Origin of the sequence: Streptomyces sp. HUAS CB01 (genome assembly GCF_030406905.1) — a bacterium.
Lineage (GTDB): Bacteria > Actinomycetota > Actinomycetes > Streptomycetales > Streptomycetaceae > Streptomyces > Streptomyces chengbuensis.
Genome location: NZ_CP129137.1, coordinates 1,701,153 through 1,721,882, shown reverse-complemented (window position 1 = coordinate 1,721,882; position 20,730 = coordinate 1,701,153). Strand labels below are relative to the sequence as shown.

Here is a 20,730-nt window from a genome sequence, read left to right as displayed (position 1 = left end):
CGCAGGGCACGCGAACGGCCGTGCCCGCCGGTCTTCCCGGCGGGCACGGCCGTTCGCTTGTTCGGCGGCGCGTCCGTGCGGCGGCAGCCGTCGGCCGCTCCGCGCGTCAGCCGACGACGGGCGGGGCCGGCGGCTGCGGTCCCGGCGTACCCGAGCCCGTGCCGGCACCCGCGGCCGAGGCCAGGACCGGCGCCAGGTTCTCGTTGCGGATGCGCTGGTCGACGTAGAGCAGACCGTTCACCAGCTGGGGGAACGTCGAGGTGACGATCTGGGCGACCAGCTGGCCGACCAGGGCGAGGGCGAACCAGCCGGACATCCCGACGAGGAACGTGGAGATGTCCTCGCCGTCGTCCGGGGTCGCGGTGCCCGCCATCGGGACGGCGCTCGCCATGTCGACCGTCTGGCGGATCGCGAAACCGACCGCCGCGGCCATCAGATAGGCCAGCAGCGAGATGCCGAAGATCCGCCACCAGCCGCCGCGCACCAGGTGCCAGGAGCGGCGCATCGACTGAATCGGTCCCTGGCCCTCGAAGACCGCGACGTGCGGGGCGAGGCTGAACTTCACCCAGAGCCAGGTCGCGACCGGCGCGGTGGCCAGCACCCCGAGGAAGCCGAGCGCTGCGAGCCCGCCCGCGCCGCTGCCGTCGCCGTCCAGCGACGTCACCAGGCTGACCGTGAGGGCCACGAAGCCGAGCATCATCAGGGCCACGGGCACGAGAGCGATCAGACCGGTGAGGACGACGGTCCCGAGCACCGCCGGAACCTTTCCCCAGGCGCGGCGCCAGACCGTGCCGAAGACGACCGGCCGGCCGAGCACCGTGTCCTGGAGGACGGCCGGTACCGCGGCCGTGACCACCGCCGTCGAGACGAGCAGCACGACGAGGGCGAACACCCAGACGGAGGCGAGCGCGACCACCAGAGGCTGTGCCTGGTCCCAGGACGGGGCCTCGCCCGGCGGGAGGTCGATGACCTCGTGCAGGCGGTCGCCGACCGCCGAGTAGGCGAGCGCGAGCGTCCCGCCGACCGCCAGGGCGGCGAGGACGTAGACGGCGACGGCCGTGCCGTAGAGCTGCTTCCAGCCGCGGGCGATCGTCGCGAACGCGCCGCCCAGGACATCGCCGAGTTCGAGCGGTCGCAGCGGTATCACTCCGGGCTTCGGCGCCGGGGGAGGTCCCCAGCCGCCCCACCCGGGCGCCCCGCCGTACCCCGGCGGCCCGCCCCAGCCGGGCGTTCCGCCGTACGGTCCCGTTCCCTGCCCCATCGTGTCCGACATGTGCCGTGCCCCCCGTGCAGTCGTCCCCACCTGACCGGGACACGGTAGCTGGCGTGGGCATGCCCGACGATGCCGGAGTCCCCGGTCTCGTTGTGTACGGGCGTACCCATCGTTGTGTACAGTCGTACGCATGGCGTACGGACTGCTCGCCGCGGCGATCGCGGCCGAGGTCGCCGGCACCACGGCGATGAAGTACAGCGAGGGCTTCACCCGGTTCTGGCCCTCGCTGGCCACCGTCATCGGGTACCTGATCGCCTTCGCACTGCTGGCGCAGACGCTGAAGACGCTCTCGGTCGGCACGGCGTACGCGATCTGGGCGGGCGTCGGGACCGCCGCCGTCGCGGCGATCGGCATGGTGTTCCTGAACGAGTCCACCAGCCTCGTGAGGATCGTCGGGATCGCCCTGGTCGTCGCCGGCGTCGTCGTGCTGAACCTCGGCGGCGCGCACTGATGGCGCGCCGGTACGACCCCGGACGGCGCCAGCGCATCATCGACGCCGCGATCCGGGTCGTCGGCCGCGACGGCATCGCCGGGCTGAGCCACCGCACGGTCGCCGCCGAGGCCGACGTGCCGCTCGGATCGACGACGTACCACTTCGCCTCGCTCGACGAACTCCTGGTCGCCGCGCTGCGTCAGGCCAACGAGGGCTTCGCGGCCGCCGTCCGGGACAGCGGCGTCCTCGCGGACGCCGACAGGGATCCGGCCGGGGACCTGGCCCGGCTGATGGGGGAGTGGCTCGGGCGCGAACGGAGCGGGGTGGAGCTGGAGTACGAGCTCTATCTCGCCGCCCTGCGCCGCCCCGCGCTGCGCCCCGTGGCGGCGGAATGGACCGACGGCGTCACCGAGGTGCTCGCCCGCCGCAGCGACCCGGTGACGGCCCGGGCCCTGGTGGCCCTCATGGACGGGATCTGCCTCCAGGTCCTGCTCACGGACACCCCCTACGACGAGGAGTACGCGCGCGAGATGCTGACGCGGATCCTGTCCGCGGGTGCGGGTGCGGGTGCGCCCCCCGGAGAACTCTCCGGCGAGGGCGGGCTTCCGGGCGGGAACCCCGGCGAGGACGGCGGCAACCGGCCGGCCTCCGTGAACCCGTCCGCGCCCTCCGGCCGGCCGGGGACGTGACCCGGAGCGGGATCGGACCGGCATCAGACCCGGTACCGGTGTCGTCGACCGGCCGGGAGTGCGGCCCTGACCTGCCGGGCGGGCGGGCCCGACCGCCCGGACCGGCACCTGAGACCGGTTCGCCCCCGCCCGCCCCCGCCGGTTAGGTTCTCCTCATGACTGACTCGCCCGACAGCACCACCGCACCTCGCCCCACCGGCGCCGTCGCCGCCGGCCTCGCCACCATCGCCGGCGACGGCACCGTGCTCGACACCTGGTTCCCCGCCCCCGAACTCTCCGCCGAGCCCGGCCCGGCCGGGACCGAGCGGCTCACCCCCGACCAGGCGGTCAACCTGCTCGGTGAAGGCGCCGCCAGGGCCGTCGGTGTGGACGCCCGGCGCGAGGTCGAGATCGTCGCCGTCCGTACGGTCATCGCCTCCCTCGACGAGAAGCCGATCGACGCGCACGACGCCTATCTGCGCCTCCACCTGCTCTCGCACCGGCTCGTGCGGCCGCACGGCCAGAGCCTCGACGGGGTCTTCGGCCTGCTCGCCAACGTCGCCTGGACCTCTCTCGGCCCGGTCGCCGTGGACAACGTCGAGCGGGTGCGGCTGAACGCCCGCGCCGAGGGCCTCCACCTCCAGGTCACCTCGATCGACAAGTTCCCGCGCATGACGGACTACGTCGCACCCAAGGGCGTCCGCATCGCCGACGCCGACCGCGTCCGGCTCGGCGCGCACCTCGCCGAGGGCACCACGGTCATGCACGAGGGCTTCGTCAACTTCAACGCGGGCACCCTGGGCACCTCCATGGTCGAAGGCCGTATCTCCGCGGGCGTCGTGATCGGCGACGGCTCCGACATCGGCGGCGGTGCCTCCACCATGGGCACCCTCTCCGGCGGCGGCAACGTCATCATCTCCGTCGGCGAGCGCTGCCTCATCGGTGCCGAGGCGGGCGTCGGGATCGCGCTCGGCGACGAGTGCGTCGTCGAGGCCGGCCTGTACGTCACCGCGGGCACCCGCGTCACCATGCCCGACGGGCAGATCGTCAAGGCCCGTGAGCTCTCCGGCGCCTCGAACATCCTCTTCCGGCGCAACTCCGTGACCGGTGCCGTCGAGGCCCGCCCGAACAACGCGGTCTGGGGCGGCCTCAACGAGGTGCTCCACAGCCACAACTGAGGCCCGCCGCCCCGGGGAACGGAGGTCCGCTCCCCGGGGCCGCCGACGCTTTCGTGTGACTCCGCGTGACCTCCGGCGCCGTCGGACGGATGAACAGGTGACCGTGGAGTCGGACGAGATGCCAAGGCGAGGAAACGACATGAAGACCAGGCCGGCCGTGCTCGGAGCGCTGCTGCTGACCGTGGCGGGCCCGTGCGGCCTCGCGCACGCCGACGAGACCCACAGCGACTCGCACAACGCCCCGGTGGTGGCGCTGGTCTCGACCGGCCAGATCGACGACCCGCTCGAGGACGTCCTGGAACACGCGGCGGTCCTCGGTACGACCTACGTCCACGACTGAGCCGCGCCGAGGCCCGCCAGGACCGCCGCGGACTGCGGGGCCCGTGGCGCAGCCGGGTACAGCCGGGCCAGTTCCTCGTACGCCGCGAGCAGCCCGTCCGCCGTCTCGCGGCCGGCGGGCCGCAGCGGTTCCCTCACCGGTCCGGCCGGCAGTCCGATCGCCCCGAGCAGGGCCTTCGCGGTCACGGTGCCCGGCAGCCCCGACGCCATCATCAGCTCGGCGAGCGGCAGCGTGAGCTGGTTCATCGCGGTGGCCTCCGCCGTCCGGCCCGCGTCGAAGGCGTCGAGGACGGCCCGCACGGGGCGGGGGGCGGCGTTCGCGACGGTGCTGACGAACCCGGCGGCGCCCACCGCGTAGAGCGGGAGGTTGGTCTCCTCGCAGCCCGAGTAGTACGCGAGCGAGGTCCGGGCGATCACCTTGGTGCTGCCGAGCAGGTCGTACGCGCAGTCCTTCACGGCCACGATCCGCGGGTGCGCGGACACACGCATCAGGGTGTCCGGCTCGATGCGGGTGCCGGTGCGGCCCGGGATGTCGTACAGCATCAGCGGAACGCCCACCGCGTCGGCGACCCGCCGGAAGTGGTCGGCGAGGGCGTCCTGCGGTGGCCTGCTGTAGTACGGGGTGACCACCAGCAGCCCGTCCGCCCCGGCGTTCTCCGCGGCCCGGGCCAGCTCGACGGTGTGCCGGGTGCTCGCGCTGCCGACACCGGCGACGACGGCCGCCCGATCACCCACGGCCTCGCGCACGGCGCGCACGAGCGCGGTCTTCTCGGCGTCCGTGGTGGTGGGCGACTCACCGGTGGTGCCGTTCAGCACCAGCCCGTCGCAGCCTTCGGCCACCAGGTGGGCGGCCAGCTGCTGCGCGCCGTCCGGGTCGAAGGCGCCGTCGGCGGTGAAGGGCGTGATCATCGCGCAGAGGGCACGGCCGAACGGGCGCGGCCGGGGGCGTGGCGTCGTCATGCCCGAAGTGTCCGTCCGGCCGACTGTGAAGGTCTACTTAGTTTTGCTTGGGAGTAAAAGGAAGCTTTGCTGAAGGGTCTTTCGAGTGCGAGGTGACCGTCACGGTGGGAAGCGCGTGCTGGGGGATTTCGGGGATGACCTCGACCAGGGTTCACGTCCGAGTCTGGCTGCCGAGGAATCGACCCTTTCCGGAGGACTGCCATGACCAGGCAATTTCCCAGCCGAGCCGATGCCTCCCGCCCGCCCCGGGCCGATGCCTCCCGCCCGGTCCCACCCCGGTTCGACCGTCCCGACGTCGGCGTCGTCAAGGTCGGGACCTGGTACGTGGGCACGCCCGCGCGGCAGCGGGCCGCCGTCGAGGCCGTCGCGCGTGCCTGGCGGCGGCGCGCACGCCCCGGCGGCGCCCCGCTCTCCTACCACGTCCACACGAGCTCCGACGGAACCCGCCTGCTCCACTACTCGCAGTGGACCGGGGAGGACGCCTACCGGGACTTCGTCCGCACCGCGCGGGCCGGCCGCAACGCCGAGATCGACGCCGCCGTCCCGGGCATCGAACGGCAGGGACTCCACTCGTACGAGCTCTACCGCAGCGGGCGCGCCGACGGCGACGGCAGGGAGCCGGGCCGTGTCGTCGTCGTGGAGATCGACTTCGACGGCCCGGACCCCGAGCGCCGACGCGCCTGGGTCGACGCGGTGTTCGCCGCGATCGACAGCGATCCGCAGGCGCACCCCGGCGGGATCTCCGCCCACTTCCACCTCGCCACGGACGGCCCCCGCGTCCTCGACTACGCCGAGTGGGAGAGCGAGCGGGCGCACCGGGAGGCGCTGGAGGCCCCCGGCGACGGGGTCGGCTCCGCCACCGAACAGTGGGAACGGGTCCGGAACCACCCGGGCCTCACAAGCAGCCGTGTGACGCGCTGGACGCCCGCGCTCTCCCTGGGCGCGGGCGTCCTGGACCGCCGAGGCTGACCGCGCCGCGCCGGTGCCGGCCCGGCCACGGGCGCCCGAGCGGTCACGCCAGCGGCTCCGCCCCTACGGGCGGAAGCGCAGCACCTGCGGGTCGTGATCGCTGTTCTGGTCGGCGAACTCCGCGTTGATGTGGACGCTGTCGTAGCTGAAGTCGTCGATCGACGGGCTGGTCAGGATCTGGTCGAGCACCTGGCTGTTGCCCTGGTACACGTACGAGTAACGCTCCGCGCGAGGCAGCGACTTGATGGCCGGGTACAGCGCACCGCCGGCCGTCAGCGCCTTCGTGGTCTCCGAGAACTCGAAGTCGTTGATGTCCCCGAGCACGACCACGTCCGCGTTGCGCTGGGCCTTCAGGATGTCCTTCACGAAGACGTTCACGGTCTGCGCCTGCAGGAGGCGCTTGGCCTCGGAGGAGCGGGCCGGCGGCTGGTGGTGCGACGTCAGGCCCTCGTCACCGCCCTTCGAGCCGAAGTGGTTGGCGATGACGAACACCGTGCGGCCGCGGAAGACGAACTCTCCCGCGAGCGGCTTGCGGCTGTTCTCCCAGGCGGCGTTCGCCGGGTCGACCCGGCCGGGGGAGAGGGTGAGCGCGGCGCGGCCCTTCTCCCGGACGACGGCGGTCGCGGCGGTCGCCGTGCCGCCCGCGCGGTCGGTGAAGGAGACGCGCTCCGGGTTGAAGAGGAACACCTGGCGGATGTTGCCGCCGGGCTCGCCGCCGTCCTTGTTGTCCTCGGGGTCGACCGAGCGGAAGTCGTACGCCGGACCGCCGGCGGCGACGATCGCCTCCGTGAACTTGCGGACGGTCTGGTCCGCGGCGACCACGCCGTCGTTCTTCGCGCCCGTGTTGTCCTGGATCTCCTCCAGGGCGATGATGTCGGGCGTCGCGAGGTTGTCGACGACGGCGCGGGCCAGGGCGTCGAACTTCTCCTGGGGGTCCGACGGGTCCAGGTTCTCCACGTTGTACGTGGCCACGGACAGTTCGCCGCGGCGCTCCTGGCGGGCGCTCTCGCGCTCCAGACCGCGGTCCTGCACCGTGCCGAGGGTGCGGGCCGTGAGGGTGTACCCGCCGAACTGGTTGAAGTCCAGCGGGCCCTCGGTCGTACCGGAGAGCACGTCGCCGACGTTCGCCTTCGGGAACGGCTGCTGGGCGACCGGCACCAGCGACTGGATCTGGAGGCGGCCGGTGTTCTGGGAGGTGTACGAGCCGTAGCGGGCGCCGCCGCGCACGGTCGGGTTCTCCCACGGCTTCACCGTGACCCACAGCTCCGAGTACGGGTCGGTGGCACCGACGACGCGCGAGGTGCCGATCCGGACGTTGCTGCCCTCCAGGGACTCGTAGTAGTCCAGGGCGTACGAGCGGGGCCGCAGCGGCAGCGCGTTGATGCTGTTCCCGGCCGCCGGGTCGCCCTCGGGCGCGTACGCCGACGGCACGGACCGGGCGGTGATCGTCACCGGCGCGGGCAGCGCGTTGCCCGAGGAGACCACGGTGACGGCCGGCTTGGAGATCTGGGTGATCGACTGGTTGCCGGAGTTGAGGCCGCCGGGGACGAACTCGCCGACCGTGCCCGAGACCTTGACCGCGTCGCCGGTGGCGACCGTCGGCGTGGAGCTCGTGAACACGAAGAGGCCCTCGCTGGTGGCGGGGTCGGCGTCGGCCTGGGCGTCCTGGATCCAGAAGCCGCGCGAGGAGCCGTAGGTGCGGACACCGATGACGATGCCCTCGACGTCCGCGACCTGCCGGCCGACGAGCGGGGACGTACGGGTCGTGCCCTGGATGTCGTGAATGCGGACGTCCGCGTCCGCGTTCTCGGCATCGGCGGCGGCCGAGGAGGAACCGGCGAGCAGACCGGCGGCCAGTGCGGAGGCCACGACGGCTGCGACGGCGGCAGATCTCGGTATGGATGGCATCAGGGAACTCCGGTGTGAGGGTTGAGGGGTGGCATTTTGGGACCACTGATGGATCTACGCGCGTCAATGTCTTGTGTGGATGCGTGACTTGTCAAGAGGTGCCGGGTGTACGGGGGTTGACGGGTACATGAATCGGAAGGCATCGGGCGAATTGCGTCTACGCTGGGGGCCGCCACGCGCCGCAACGCCCACAGCCGAGGAGAGCCCCCAGATGTCAGGAGACCGCCCCGCCGGACGCCGTGCCCTGCCGCCCGTGCGACTGCACTCGGAAGCGGAACTGGCCCGGGACGCGCTCGGCACCCCCCTGCTCGCCCGGGCCGTGCGGCTGGCTCGCTGGGCCGGACCGGAGACCAGGGTCGGCGCGGGCGGTGAGCTCGTCGACGAGCAACTCGCCCCGGCGGCCGAGGTGCTGGGGCTGCCCTCGGACGAGGACGGCCGCGCGTACGCGAGCGAGGCGTGGCGGATCGCGGTGGACACCGGGCTCGTCGAGGTCACCGACCCCGAGGACGACGACGCCGAGTACGGCACGGCCACCGCCGGGGGCGCGCTGCCGCTGGTCACCGGCGGCAGTCCGCAGGACGTGCTCGCGCTCTGGCAGGACGCCTTCGACGCGGTCTTCGCCGACGCCATCGCACCCGTGCTGCAGGATCCGGACGCGATCATCGGCCCCGACGGCGAGATCGACTTCGACGCGCTCGGATGGGATCCCGAGGCGGAGACGGAGTTCCTCGACGGGGTCCTCGGCAATCTGTTCCTGTTGACGGTCGGTGAGGCCGCGGCGGCGGAGGAAGGACAGGTTCCGCTGCCGGCCCTGGCCGCGTCGATGATCGTGCCCGACGACATGCGGGAGCCCACGGACGCCGTGCTGGAGCAGGTCTCCGACGCGATGATGCGTCTGGACGACCAGTTCCGTCTGCTGGAGCCGATCGGGCTCGTGGAGTACCGGCCGGTCGACGAGGCGCTGATGGTCGAGGAGGCCGCCGGGGCGGCGCTGCCCGCCGTGGAGGAGGACGTCTCGCGCTACGGGCTGGTGAAGCTCACCCCGCTCGGGCTGTACGGGGTCAGGAACCGGCTGGTCGAGAGCGGGGAGTCGGTGCCGGCCGTCGGCGATCTCGCCGACAAGGACGCGGACGCGCTGCTCGACGGCGTGGCGTACTACCCCGACGGGGCGGCCCAGGCGGAGACCGCGCAGTGGCTCGGCGCGCGTGCCCCGCTGCAGGCCGCCCGTGAGCTGCTGGCCGCCGCGCGCGGCACCGACCCCGGCGCGCCGCTGCGCCGCCTGCGCTGCCAGCAGGCACTCGCACTCGCCGGCCCGGAGGCGGAGCCGGCGGTCCGGGACGTCCTGGACGACCGCGAACTCGGCGGCCTCGCCCGTGTCTGGCTCGCCGAGCACGGGGCACAGGACGTACCGCCGCCACCGGAGGCCATGGTCTTCTGGCTCGCCGTCGACACCATCGCGGCCCAGCTCGACGCCGAGGGAGACCTGGCGGAACTGCAGGACCTGATCGTGGGCCTCGCGGGTCAGCACGGTGGCTTCTTCGACGCGGTCTGGCGCGTCGACCACCCGGCGACGGTCGACGTCCTCGAGGCGATGGGCCGCCTCCACCCCGACAAGAAGACCGCGAAGGACGCCCGCAAGGCGGCGTTCAAGGCCCGCTCCCAGGGCTGAGACCACGTCCGCGCCGACTCCGTCCGCGCCGAGTCCGACAACTCGTCCGCGCCGCGCCCGTGGTGGCGTGGTGCGTCCGTGTGCGGCCGGCCGGTGGGGAACGGTCCCTGCGTGGCGTCCCGAGGCGGCGAGATGTCTCGTGGACTTCAACTGGCGTTCGTCCGTGGGCGGGAGCGTGTCGTCGGCAGTGCCGGAGTCCCGCCTGCCGAAGCTCTGAGTCCCCAGGAGACTGCGATGCCCCTCACCCGCAGGGAATTCACCACACGGTCCGCGCTCACCGGCGCGGGCGTGGCACTCACCGGTGCCGTCGGGGCACTCGCCACGGCGCCGGGGGCGCTCGCGGCCGAGGAGGGGGTCGAGGAGGGCGCCGGAGCGGCCGCGGGCGGTGTGCGGCACGGCTACGGGCCGCTCGTACCGGACCCCGAGGGCATCCTCGCCCTCCCCGCCGGCTTCTCGTACCGGATCGTCACCCACAGCGGTGTGACGACGCTCGAAACGGGCGAGTCCACCCCGTCCAACCACGACGGCACCGCCGCGTTCGAGGGCCCTCGCGGCGTCACCCTCCTCGTGGTCAACCACGAGCTCAAGGGCCCCCGCGCGAAATGGAAGTACCCGGTGCCGCTCACCGAGGGCCTCGTCTACGACCCCGCCGCCGCCGGCGGCTGCACCGTCGTCGAGACCCACCGCGACGGCCGCACCGCCGCATGGGTCGGCATCGCGGGCACCTCCACCAACTGCGCCGGTGGGCGGACCCCTTGGGGCACCTGGCTCACCTGCGAGGAGAACGCCGACCGGGCCGGTCAGAACGGCATGACCAAGGACCACGGGTACGTCTTCGAGGTCGACCCCTACGACCGGCGCGCCAACCGTCGTCCCCACCCGATCAAGGCCTTCGGCCGGTACGAGCACGAGGCCGTCGTCATCGACACCCGGCACGGCCACGCCTATCTGACGGAGGACGCATCCGGTCCGAACGGCCTGTTCTACCGCTGGGTCCCGCCGGCCGGCTTCCACCACGGCCGCGGCAGGCTGCGCCACCTCCCCGAGGGCGCCGGAGTGCTCCAGGCGCCCAAGTGCTACGACGCCGGGGGCCGTTTCGTGGACGACCTCTCCCGCGCCACGAGGACAGGGACCGTGTACGGCGTGGACTGGGTCGACGTACCCGACCGTGACGCCCGGACCGTCCCCGTGCGCAAGCAGTTCGCCGAAGGCGCGGTCACCCGCGCGCGCAAGCTCGAAGGCATGTGGTGGGCCGACGGCGGCACCTACATCGTGTCCTCGTACGCCCGTGAGGAGAGCCCCGGCCGCCCCCACGACGGACAGGTCTGGTTCTACGACCCGCGCCGCCGGACCCTGACCCTCAAGGTGCTGCTCGGTGTGAACCCGGACCCCGCGGCCGACGCCGCGTTCGACGGCCCGGACAACATCACCGTCTCCCCGTACGGCGGCCTCGTCATCGCCGAGGACGGCGAGGGCTTCCAGCACCTGTTCGGGGCGACCGAGAGCGGCCGCACCTACCCGATCGCCCGCAACGAGCTCAACATCGGCACCGAGGAGGAGCCGGAGTACAGCGAGTTCACCGGCGTGGTCTTCTCACCCGACGGACGCACGCTGTACGCCAACATCCAGACGCCGGGCATCACGCTCGCCGTCACGGGCCCGTGGAGGCGCGGGCCCCGCCACTGACCGCCCGGCGTGCCGAGGGCCGCCGGGCAGCCGGAAAACCCTTGGCGCCTCCCGCACCCGGGTCCCTAGAGTGATCCACGTCCAGGTGCGCAGGCAGGACCTACTTCCGCTCATAACGGGGAGGCCACGGGTTCGAGTCCCGTCGCCGGCACGCGCGCCGGCGTAGCTCAGGGGTCAGAGCACCACTGTCGGTTCCGCCGAACCGTCCTCTGGACGACACAACTCCACGCACCTCCCGGTGCGCAGGCCGCGGTTACTTCTTTTCCAGAGAAATCGGACCGCCGCCGATCCGATCTCGGGAGGCCCAGCATGCGGAGAGGGTGCCCGGTGCGCAGGCGACGGGTACTTCGGATCTGGCGGCTGCGGGTTCGAATCCCGTCATGCCTTCGGGGCATGTAGCTCAACAGGACAGAGCACCAGGCACAGCAACCGTCGCCGACCCCTGATCTCGGGCACCCTCCTCCGTGCTGCGCTTCCCCCTGGAACACCGAATTCGGGGGAATTCCCATGGCACGCTTCAACATCCGCCCCACCAGGGCCCGTGCGGTCTCGCCCGTACGGACGACCGGGCGGAGCACGGTCACCCACCAGGGCGGCCGAGGTCACGTGCGCGACGTCCGCTCCGAGCTCTTCCTGCTCGCCGTCGCCAACTTCGTGTCCCAGCAGACCTTCTACGAGTCCGGCGAAGCCCGGGACGACCGCTTCACGGCGCTCGCCCGCCGACTCGCCGTCGAGGACCCGGAGTGGACCGCCGGCCTGATCGGCTGGCTCCGGGGCGACGCGGGCATGCGTACCGCCTCGCTCGTCGCCGCCGCCGAGTACGTGAAGGCCCGGCTGGACGCCGGGGCCACCGACGGCCCGGCGAACCGGCAGGTCGTCGCGTCCGTGCTGCGTCGTGCCGACGAGCCGGGCGAACTGCTCGGCTACTGGACCTCCCGGTACGGGCGGAACATCCCGAAGCCGGTGAAGCGCGGCACCGCCGACGCCGTCCGCCGCCTCTACAACGGGAAGTCGCTGCTGAAGTACGACACCGCGGCCAGGGGCTACCGGTTCGGCGACGTGCTGAACCTGGTGCACGCCTCGCCGGACCCGGACAAGCCGTGGCAGGGCGAGCTGTTCCGGTACGCCCTGGACCGCCGGCACCACCCGGACACTGCCGTCCCGCCCGCCTCGAACCGAACGCTCGGCGCACACCGGGCGCTGATGGCGCTCCCGGCCGGGCAGCGGCGCGCCGTGGTCGAGGCGCCGGACGCGGCCGAGCGGCTGGCCGGGGCCGGGATGACCTGGGAGGCGCTGGCGGGCTGGCTGCAGGGGCCGCTGGACGCCACCGCCTGGGAGGCCGTGATCCCGTCCATGGGGGCCATGGCCCTGGTGCGGAATCTGCGGAACTTCGACCAGGCCGGGGTGTCCGACGAGGTGGCGGCACGGGTCGCCGCGAAGATCTCGGACCCGGAGGTGGTCGCGGCCTCGCGGCAGTTCCCGTTCCGCTACCTGGCCGCCTACCGGCACGCCCCGTCGCTGCGCTGGTCGTACCCGCTGGAGACGGCGCTCGGCCACTCGCTGGCGAACGTGCCGGCGCTGCCCGGCCGGACACTGATCCTGGTCGACCGCTCCGGCTCGATGTGGTCGCGGCTCTCGGACCGGTCGGAGCTGAACCGCGCGGACGCGGCGGCGATCTTCGGCACGGCGCTGGCGATGCGGGCGGCCGACGCGGACCTGGTGGAGTTCGGGACGACCAGCCGGCCCGTGACGTACCGGCGGGGCGAGTCGGTGCTGAAGGTGCTGGGCAGGTTCGGCGACCTGGGTGGCACCGACACCAGCGGGGCGGTGCGCCGGCACTACCGGAAGCACGACCGGGTGCTCATCGTCACCGACGAGCAGGCGATGTACAGCCACCACGGCGACCCGGCCGCGCAGGTGCCGGACCGCGTCCCGGTCTACACCTGGAATCTTGCCGGGTACCGGGCCGGCCACGGGCCCTCCGGCACCGGCAACCGGCACACCTTCGGCGGCCTGACGGACGCGGCCTTCCGCATGGTGCCGCTGCTGGAGGCAGGGCGGGACGCGGACTGGCCCTGGGTGGCCGATTGAACCCGGAGCGGCGAGAGGGCACATACTGCTGGCAATGACTGAATCTGCCGGTTCCCGGCGTCACCTGCCCACCAGTCCCTTCCACCGCCCCACCCAGCCCGCCCCACCGATCGAGCAGTTCCAGGTCGGAGACCGGGTATCGCATGATCAATTCGGACTCGGAAGAGTCACCGGAGTCGAGGGCGCCGATGCCGTCCTCGTCGATTTCTCAGGCCGGCAAGGGAGGATCCTGAGCCCGTTCACCAAACTGGTCAAACTGTGACCTCAAGGCCCCGGCCGCCGCCGCACCGGCGGCGGCCGGGGCCTCTGACTGTGCTCCGGAGCCTCACAGAGCCTGTGCGGCGGGCTTGACCATGCCCCGGACCGTGCGGGACTTCACGAACTCGCCCATGGCCGTCATCTCCCACTCGCCGGAGAACTGGCGGATGAGCTTCGCCATCATCACCCCGGTCTGCGGTTCGGCGCTGGTGAGGTCGAAACGCACCAGCTCCTCGCCCGTGGCGGCGTCGATCAGCCGGCAGTACGCCTTCGCGACCTCGGTGAACTTCTGGCCCGAGAAGGAGTTCACCGTGAAGACCAGTCCGGTGGCCTCGGCCGGGAGCCTGCCGAGGTCCACGACGATCACCTCGTCGTCGCCGGCGCCCTCACCGGTCAGATTGTCGCCGGAGTGCTTGACCGAGCCGTTCAGGATGGACAGCTTCCCGAAGTAGCAGCTGTCGAGGTGGTTGCGCTGCGGGCCGTACGCGATCACGGAGGCGTCCAGGTCGATGTCCCGGCCGCGGTAGGCGGGCTCCCAGCCGAGCCCCATCTTGACCTGGGACAGCAGCGGGCGGCCGCCCTTGACCAGGGAGACCGTCTGGTTCTTCTGGAGGCTGACGCGGCCCTTGTCGAGGTTGATCTTTCCGGAGCCGGGTGCGGCCGCGGCGGGGGCCGCAGCCACGGCCGGGGGTGCGGCAGGTGCCTGCGGCGCCGCAGCGGGGGCCGGGGCCGGGGCCGGGGCAGGTGCCGGAGTCGCAGCGGGCGCGGCGGCCGGCTCCTCGTCGACCGAGACGCCGAAGTCGGTCGCGATGCCGGCCAGCCCGTTCGCATACCCCTGGCCGACGGCGCGGGCCTTCCACGCGCCGTTCCGCAGATAGATCTCCACGACCACCAGGGCGGTCTCCGCGCCCAGGCGCGGCGGGGTGAAGGTCGCGAGTGCGGTGCCGTCGTCGGCGTTGCGGACCGTGGCGGTGGGCTCGATGCCCTGGAAGGTCTGCCCCGCCGCGTCGGGGCTGGCGGTGACGACGATCTTCTCGATGCCCGCCGGGACGGCCGCGGTGTCGACCACGATCGCGTCCGGCGCGGAGCCGCCGCCCGACCGGTAGGTCACGCCGGGGCCCGAGGGTTGGTTGTAGAAGATGAAATCGTCGTCGGAGCGCACCTTGCCGTCGGCGGTGAGCAGCAGGCCCGATACGTCGAGCCGCACCGGGGCGGCGACGTCCACCGCCACGCGGGCGGCGGCCAGGGGGATGTTCGAGCCGGGGGTCATAGCGGTCATGACTGGGGTAACGAGCGAGGTCGCTTTGCCGTTCCTTACCTTCGGCCGAATCGGTCAAGGGCGGCGGCCGGAGGCGGTCCGGTCGGTGCGGTGGCCGCGGAGCGGTCGGTCCGGTGGGGCCGGCGTCAGGCGGGGGCCGGAGCCGGGGCGGGCGCGGGGCTGCGCGGCCCCGGTCCGGCCGGCGGTCGTCGGGGACGCTTCCCCGCGGCGACCGGCCCGCCCGGACGGGACGCCGGCCCGTGCGCCGCTCAGTGCGGCCAGCGGGGCGGGTCGGTCACGAACGGCCCGCCCAGACAGGCGTGCGCCGGGTCGTCCGGGTCCAGTTCCCCCTGCTCGGCGACGAGCTTCTCCGCGAACTGCTCGGAGTCGTCCTGGGGGTCGTACCCGAGCGCGCGGGCCGTGGACAGGTCCCACCACAGCCGGGTGTTCGCGGAGGAGCCGTGGACCACGGTGTGGCCGACCCCCTCGGCGGTCAGCGCGGCGTGGAAGAGGCGTGCCCCGTCGCCGGGACTCAGCCACACGGAGAGCATCCGCACGGTGCTGGGCTCCATGAAGCAGGAGCCGATCCTGACCGAGACCGTCTCGATGCCGTACCGGTCCCAGTAGAGCTGGGCGAGGTCCTCGCCGAAGCCCTTGGACAGGCCGTAGTAGGTGTCCGGGCGGCGCGGGGTGCCGACGGGGATCAGCGGGTCGCCCTCGCGCGGGCGCGGGGTGAAGCCGACGGCGTGGTTGCTGGAGGCGAAGACCACGCGCCGGACGCCTTCCGCCCGTGCCGCCTCGTAGAGGTGGTACGTGCCTTCGATGTTGGCCCGGAGGATCTTCTCGAACGGCGCCTCCAGGGAGATGCCCGCCAGATGGAGGACCGCGTCCACGCCCCTGACGGCCTCGCGCAGGGCGTCCGTGTCGGCGAGTTCGGCGGTGACCGCGTCCGGCTCGCCCTCGATGGGGTTCATGTCGAAGAGGCGCAGCTCGTATCCGTACGCGGGCAGCAGCCCCCGCATCAGGGTGCCGAGGCCGCCGGCTGCGCCGGTGAGCAGGACGGTGCGGGGTGCGGGCATGGCGGGTTCCCCTCGTGGCGGCACTGGTCTGGGGCATGGACGCTATTCACAAGCGTGGACACGCTAGGCAGCGCCCGGGAGGCCGTCAAGGGTGCTGCAGGCGGCGTCAACTCCGCCGCCGGGTCGCGGTTCCGCCGCTTGACCTCCGCGTCGGCGCTGCCCTAGCGTGGTGTTGTTCAGAAATATAAACGCTGATCAGAGTGATGCACGAGCCCGTTGTGCTCGGCGCATGGCCCAGGGAGCGCCCGTGACCTCAGCCCCGCTCGCCGCCCGGCTCACCAGTGGCACCGGGCCGCTGTTCTTCCCCGTGACCGCGTTCGGACCGGACGGCGCCCTCGACCTCGAGGCGTTCCGCGCCCATGTGCGCTCCGGGGTCGACGCCGGCGCCGCGGCCGTCTTCGCCTGCTGCGGAACCGGCGAGTTCCACGCCCTGACCCCGGAGGAGTTCCGAGACTGCGTCGTCGCCGCCGTCGAGGAGACCGCCGGCCGGGTCCCCGTGGTCGCCGGCGCCGGATACGGCACGGCCCTCGCCGTCCGGTACGCGCGGCTCGCCGAGGAGGCCGGCGCGGACGGCATCCTCGCCATGCCGCCGTACCTGGTCGTGGCCGACCAGGCGGGGCTCGTGCGCCACTACTCCGCGCTCGCCGCCGCGACGGAGCTCGCCGTCATCGTCTACCAGCGGGACAACGCCGTGTTCACCCCGGAGACCGTCGTCGAACTGGCCGGGACGGACGGCATCATCGGCCTCAAGGACGGGCACGGCGACCTCGATCTGATGCAGCGCATCGTCAGCGCCGTCCGCACGGACGCCCCCGGGCGGGACTTCCTCTACTTCAACGGGCTCCCCACCGCCGAGCTCACCGGCCTCGCCTACCGCGGCATCGGCGTCACCCTCTACTCGTCCGCCGTCTTCTGCTTCGCCCCCGACATCGCCCTCGCCTTCCACCGCGCGTTCACGAGCGGCGACGACACGACCGTCGAACGGCTGCTCGACGGCTTCTACCGGCCGCTCGTCGAACTGCGGGCCCGGCGCCACGGATACGCCGTCTCCCTGGTCAAGGCGGCGGTACGGATGGGCGGCCAGGACGTGGGGGAGGTGCGGCCACCGCTCAGCGAGCCCTCCGCGGACCACGTCAAGGAACTCGCCGACATCATCGGCCGCGGCCGCGCGCTCCTCGGGGACGGAGCCGCCGGGTGAGGACGGGCGTTTTCCTGTACCCCTGGGACGTCAACGGCGACCCCGCCGCACCCGCACGCGTCGCCGGGCTCGGCGTCCACCAGGTCACCCTCGCCGCCGCCTACCACTCGACCCGGGCCCTCACTCCGCGCCATCCGCGCCACCGGGTGGTCACCGCGGAGTACGCAGCCGTGCTCTACCCGCCCGACGAGGGGCGCTGGGCCGGACGCGGCCCGCGTCCGTACCCGGCCGGGCCCTGGGCGCCCGGCGACGCCTACGGCCAGGCGGCCGACGCGCTCTCCGCGGTGGGGCTCGAGGTGCACACCTGGGTCGTGCTCGCCCACAACTCCCGCCTCGGGGCCGAGTATCCGGACACCTCCGTGGTCAACGCCTACGGCGACCGCTACCCCTGGGCCCCGTGCATCGCACAGCCCGCCGTGCGCGCCCTCCTGACCGGCCTCGCCACCGAGGCCGCCGTACGGCCCGGGGCGCGCGGCACCGAGCTGGAGTCCTGCGGCTGGTACGGCCTCTCCCATCTGCACGCCCACGACAAGACCTCCGGTGTCCCCCTCGGGGACGCCGCCCAGTACGCGATGTCGCTCTGTTTCTGCCCCGGCTGCCGGGACGGTTACGCGGCCCTGGGCGCGGACCCCGAAGCACTGCGCGCGGGCGTGCGCGACGCACTGGAGCCGGTGTGGCGGGGCGGCGTCCCCGCGGACGTCCCGGTCGGGAAGCTGCTGGGGGCCGAACCGGCCGCGCTCACGCTGGAGTTCCGCGCCCGTACCGCGCGGACCTTCCAGGAGGAGGCGGTGGCGGCGGTGCGGGCGGCCGCACCGGAGGGTTTCCGGGTGCTGCTGCACGCCGACCCCGTGGAGTACCACTGCGGGGCGAACGCGGGCACCGACCCCGCGCACGTGCTCGCACTGGCCGACGGGGTGGTCGTGCCCTGCACAGGCGGTACCGGGCTGCTGCCTCCCTTCGCCCGGCACGCCTCCGCCGGATCCGTCCTGGCCGCGAACCTCACGGTGGTCTCCGGGATGGGCGGCAGCCCCGGCACCCTGGCGGCGGACGCCGCCCGTGCGGCCTCGCTCGGCGCGAACGAACTGCGGCTGTACCACGCCGGCCTGGCCTCCGACCAGGACCTCGCCGCGGTCGGGGAGGGTCTGTCCCGGCTCGGTTGAGGGCCGCCGGCACCGCGAACGGCGCCGTGCCGCCCTGCCGCGAGGACCGGCGCCGACAGCCCCCGGAGCAGTGGCCCGCCCGGCGGCCCGGCCACGACGGATTCAGCCGCCCCGCACCGGGTCGAGCACGGTCGCGAACGCGGGGAACGCATCGAGCGCCCGGTCCGCGACCGCGAGCCGTCCGGACCGGCCGGCGGCATCGCCCCCTCGCCCGCCGCGACGAGGCCGCCGCAAGAGGAGTTCCGCGTCGAAAGTCCGGTGCGGATCCGCCGGGAGCGGGAAGGCGGGGGAGTCCGAGGGCCGCCGCCGCGCCCGTACCCCGTCAGCGGCTTCACCCGGATGCCGGAAGCCGGCCGTGTCGCCGTCGCCCCTGAGCCGCCGACCCCTGACACCACCGGCGCCGCGTGGCGGTGACCCCGGCCTTCCCGCGGCGGAGTCCGTCGCCTCCCGCCCGTCTCCCACCGCCGTCTGCGGCGCGGCGTCGCCCTGCGCACGGGCCGGCCGGACGGGGTGTCCGACCTGTTCCGCGGGGTACCGGGTACCCGGTTCCACGGCGCCCGGGAGCGCTGCGGCCCGGCGCGTCCGGCGGTCCAGTCGGGTAACACCATGGTCAAGTAACGTGGCGAAAACCTGAGGAGCCCTTCCGGCGGGCACAATCCAGCCGTCCGACACGCGCGGAACCGTCACCCGCCGAGGAGAGCCCATGCCGGAAACGCAAGAGCGAAACGCCCTCGACCGCTACTTCCGCATCGCCGAACGAGGATCGACCGTCGCCCGCGAAGTGCGGGGCGGCATCGCCACGTTCTTCACGATGGCCTACATCCTCGTCCTCAACCCGATCATCCTCGGCAGTGCCCAGGACAAGTTCGGCAACCAGCTCTCCGCGCACCAGCTGGTCACCGTCACCGCCCTGGTGGCCGCCGTGATGACCGTGATCATGGGCGTCGGCGGCAATGTGCCGATCGCCATCGCGGCCGGACTCGGCCTCAACGCCCTCGTCGCCTACCAGATCGCGCCGCTGATGAGCTGGCCCGACGCGATGGGCCTGGTGGTGATCGAGGGCATCGTCATCTGCGTGCTCGTCGTCACCGGGCTGCGCGAGGCGATCATGCACGCCATCCCGCAACAGCTGAAACAGGCCATCAGCGTCGGCATCGGGATGTTCATCGCCTTCATCGGGTTCGTCGACGCGGGCTTCGCGACCCGCATCCCCGGCGAGACCGGGACCGTGCCGGTCCAGCTCGGCTCCACGGGCCAACTGTCCGGCTGGCCGGTACTCGTCTTCTGCCTCGGTGTGCTGCTCACCATCTCCCTGGTGACGCGGAAGGTGCGCGGCGCGATCCTGCTGTCCATCGTCACGATGACCGTCGTGGCCATCGTCATCGACGCGATCGCCGACATCGAACCGACCGCCTGGGGGCTGACCGTGCCCTCCATCCCGGACGACGTGGTGGCCTTCCCGGACTTCGGACTCGTCGGTTCCTTCAGTCTCTTCGGCGCCTTCGAGCAGGTCAGCGTCGTCACCGTCGTCCTGCTCGTCTTCACCCTGGTGCTCAGCGACTTCTTCGACACCATGGGCACGGTCGTCGGCGTCTCCAACGAGGCCGGACTGCTCGACGAGAAGGGCGACGTCCCCAACCTGGGCCGGATCCTGCTCATCGACGGTGCGGCCGCGGCCGCCGGCGGTCTGGCCTCCGCCTCCTCCGCCACGTCCTACGTCGAGTCCGCCGCCGGTGTCGGCGAGGGAGCCCGTACCGGCTTCGCCAACGTGGTCACCGGCGCGCTCTTCGGCCTGGCCCTGCTGCTCACCCCGCTCGCCACGGTGGTGCCCGCCCAGGCAGCCGCCCCCGCCCTGGTCGTCGTCGGCTTCCTGCTGATGACCCAGGTGCGGCACATCGACTGGCTGTCGTACGAGATCGCCATCCCGGCGTTCCTCACGATCGTCGTGATGCCGTTCACGTACTCCATCACCAACGGCATCGGCGCGGGCTTCATCGCCTACGTCGTCCTCAAGACGGTGCTGGGCAAGGCGCGGGAGGTGCACGCGCTGCTGTGGGTCACCGCGGCCCTGTTCGTCGTGTACTTCGCCATTGACCCGATCGAGCAGCTGATCGGCCTCAGGTAGCGGCCCGTCGTGCGTCGTACCGGAGGGCCAGGCCCGTCGCCAGCGCGCCGAGGCCTTCCCACACGGCCACGCCGAGGAAGGGCGTGGGCGCGCGGCCGGTGAGCACCGCGAGGCCGAAGACCGCGAAGGTGAGCAGCCGGAACGGGACCGTCCAGCGGAAGAAGGGCTTCCAGTCGGACAGTGCCGCCAGTACGTAGTACACGCCCATGTTGAGCGCGGCCATGGAGGAGGCGGTGGCGAACGCGGCCGTGTGGTCGCCCGCGGCGGTGAGCGCGGGCTCCCTGCCGGTCTCCAGGCCGAGGACGGTGAGCAGGAGGTTCGGCGAGACCAGCCCCACCAGGCCCACGGCCGCCGCCAGGACGCCGAACACCGCCATGGTCCAGCCGGACAGGGAACGGGGCAGCTGCCGCACGAGGTCCTCCCCCGGAATTGGGATATTGAAAGATGAAGGACCTTGCATACCGCGCCCCGCGCCCCG

At 72.8% G+C, this 20,730-nt stretch carries 17 protein-coding genes and 1 pseudogene; 12 read left to right on the top strand and 6 right to left on the bottom strand.

Features of this window, described 5'->3' with window-relative positions:
• Positions 1-106: 106 nt before the first annotated feature.
• On the bottom strand, positions 107-1,147 hold the full coding sequence (locus QRN89_RS07745; RefSeq protein ID WP_290348602.1) for a DUF7847 domain-containing protein: 1,041 nt from the start codon (positions 1,145-1,147) through the stop codon (positions 107-109).
• 256 nt (positions 1,148-1,403) lie between these two features.
• On the opposite strand from QRN89_RS07745, the gene QRN89_RS07740 reads away from it, so the two are divergent.
• From QRN89_RS07740 to QRN89_RS07725, 4 genes and pseudogenes are all read left to right on the top strand, one after another.
• A complete protein-coding gene (locus QRN89_RS07740; RefSeq protein WP_290348601.1) occupies positions 1,404-1,724 on the top strand; it encodes a DMT family transporter in 321 nt (106 codons plus the stop codon).
• Positions 1,724-2,272 (top strand): annotated as a pseudogene (locus tag QRN89_RS07735) (TetR/AcrR family transcriptional regulator); the annotation flags it as partial. The gene QRN89_RS07740 and the pseudogene QRN89_RS07735, both read left to right, overlap by 1 nt.
• A 278-nt stretch (positions 2,273-2,550) precedes the next feature.
• Entirely contained in the window at positions 2,551-3,552 is a 1,002-nt protein-coding gene (gene dapD / locus QRN89_RS07730) for a 2,3,4,5-tetrahydropyridine-2,6-dicarboxylate N-succinyltransferase (RefSeq protein ID WP_290348599.1), read from the top strand.
• A gap of 139 nt (positions 3,553-3,691) precedes the next feature.
• A complete protein-coding gene (locus QRN89_RS07725; protein WP_290348598.1) occupies positions 3,692-3,892 on the top strand; it encodes a hypothetical protein in 201 nt (66 codons plus the stop codon).
• On the opposite strand, the gene dapA is transcribed toward QRN89_RS07725, so the two are convergent.
• Complete coding sequence (gene dapA / locus QRN89_RS07720) at positions 3,877-4,851, bottom strand: 4-hydroxy-tetrahydrodipicolinate synthase (RefSeq protein WP_290348597.1); 975 nt, start codon at positions 4,849-4,851, stop codon at positions 3,877-3,879. The genes QRN89_RS07725 and dapA overlap by 16 nt on opposite strands.
• Before the next feature lie 201 nt (positions 4,852-5,052).
• On the opposite strand from dapA, the gene QRN89_RS07715 reads away from it, so the two are divergent.
• On the top strand, positions 5,053-5,820 hold the full coding sequence (locus tag QRN89_RS07715; protein WP_290348596.1) for an antibiotic biosynthesis monooxygenase family protein: 768 nt from the start codon (positions 5,053-5,055) through the stop codon (positions 5,818-5,820).
• A 63-nt stretch (positions 5,821-5,883) separates the two neighbouring features.
• Here QRN89_RS07715 and QRN89_RS07710 read toward each other — a convergent pair whose 3' ends face one another.
• Complete coding sequence (locus QRN89_RS07710) at positions 5,884-7,728, bottom strand: DUF8508 domain-containing protein (RefSeq protein ID WP_290348595.1); 1,845 nt, start codon at positions 7,726-7,728, stop codon at positions 5,884-5,886.
• A 211-nt stretch (positions 7,729-7,939) separates the two neighbouring features.
• Between QRN89_RS07710 and QRN89_RS07705 the strand changes: the two genes are divergently transcribed.
• From QRN89_RS07705 to QRN89_RS35545, 4 genes are all read left to right on the top strand, one after another.
• Positions 7,940-9,397, top strand: coding sequence for an amino acid adenylation domain-containing protein (locus QRN89_RS07705; protein WP_290348594.1), 1,458 nt, complete (start codon positions 7,940-7,942; stop codon positions 9,395-9,397).
• Between the two features lie 234 nt (positions 9,398-9,631).
• Positions 9,632-11,083 carry an alkaline phosphatase PhoX gene (locus QRN89_RS07700; RefSeq protein WP_290348593.1) on the top strand — a complete coding sequence of 484 codons (1,452 nt, stop codon included), beginning with the start codon at positions 9,632-9,634 and terminating at the stop codon, positions 11,081-11,083.
• A gap of 507 nt (positions 11,084-11,590) precedes the next feature.
• Entirely contained in the window at positions 11,591-13,174 is a 1,584-nt protein-coding gene (locus QRN89_RS07695) for a TROVE domain-containing protein (RefSeq protein ID WP_290348592.1), read from the top strand.
• 34 nt (positions 13,175-13,208) lie between these two features.
• Positions 13,209-13,436, top strand: a complete 228-nt coding sequence (locus QRN89_RS35545) for a hypothetical protein (protein WP_336551912.1) — start codon at positions 13,209-13,211, stop codon at positions 13,434-13,436.
• A 63-nt stretch (positions 13,437-13,499) separates the two neighbouring features.
• On the opposite strand, the gene QRN89_RS07690 is transcribed toward QRN89_RS35545, so the two are convergent.
• Both QRN89_RS07690 and QRN89_RS07685 read right to left on the bottom strand, forming a co-directional pair.
• Complete coding sequence (locus tag QRN89_RS07690) at positions 13,500-14,702, bottom strand: TerD family protein (RefSeq protein WP_290353616.1); 1,203 nt, start codon at positions 14,700-14,702, stop codon at positions 13,500-13,502.
• Between the two features lie 257 nt (positions 14,703-14,959).
• Positions 14,960-15,769: an NAD-dependent epimerase/dehydratase family protein gene (locus QRN89_RS07685; RefSeq protein WP_290348591.1), complete on the bottom strand. Its 810-nt coding sequence runs from the start codon at positions 15,767-15,769 to the stop codon at positions 14,960-14,962.
• Positions 15,770-16,016: 247 nt separating this feature from the next.
• Between QRN89_RS07685 and QRN89_RS07680 the strand changes: the two genes are divergently transcribed.
• From QRN89_RS07680 to QRN89_RS07670, 3 genes are all read left to right on the top strand, one after another.
• Positions 16,017-16,967 carry a 5-dehydro-4-deoxyglucarate dehydratase gene (locus QRN89_RS07680; RefSeq protein WP_290348590.1) on the top strand — a complete coding sequence of 317 codons (951 nt, stop codon included), beginning with the start codon at positions 16,017-16,019 and terminating at the stop codon, positions 16,965-16,967.
• Positions 16,964-18,127, top strand: a complete 1,164-nt coding sequence (locus QRN89_RS07675; protein ID WP_290348589.1) for a hypothetical protein — start codon at positions 16,964-16,966, stop codon at positions 18,125-18,127. Before QRN89_RS07680 ends, QRN89_RS07675 begins: the two co-directional genes overlap by 4 nt.
• Before the next feature lie 703 nt (positions 18,128-18,830).
• Complete coding sequence (locus QRN89_RS07670) at positions 18,831-20,252, top strand: NCS2 family permease (protein ID WP_290348588.1); 1,422 nt, start codon at positions 18,831-18,833, stop codon at positions 20,250-20,252.
• Here QRN89_RS07670 and QRN89_RS07665 read toward each other — a convergent pair.
• Complete coding sequence (locus QRN89_RS07665; protein WP_290348587.1) at positions 20,245-20,664, bottom strand: hypothetical protein; 420 nt, start codon at positions 20,662-20,664, stop codon at positions 20,245-20,247. The two genes, QRN89_RS07670 and QRN89_RS07665, sit on opposite strands and share 8 nt — an antisense overlap.
• Positions 20,665-20,730 lie beyond the last annotated feature (66 nt).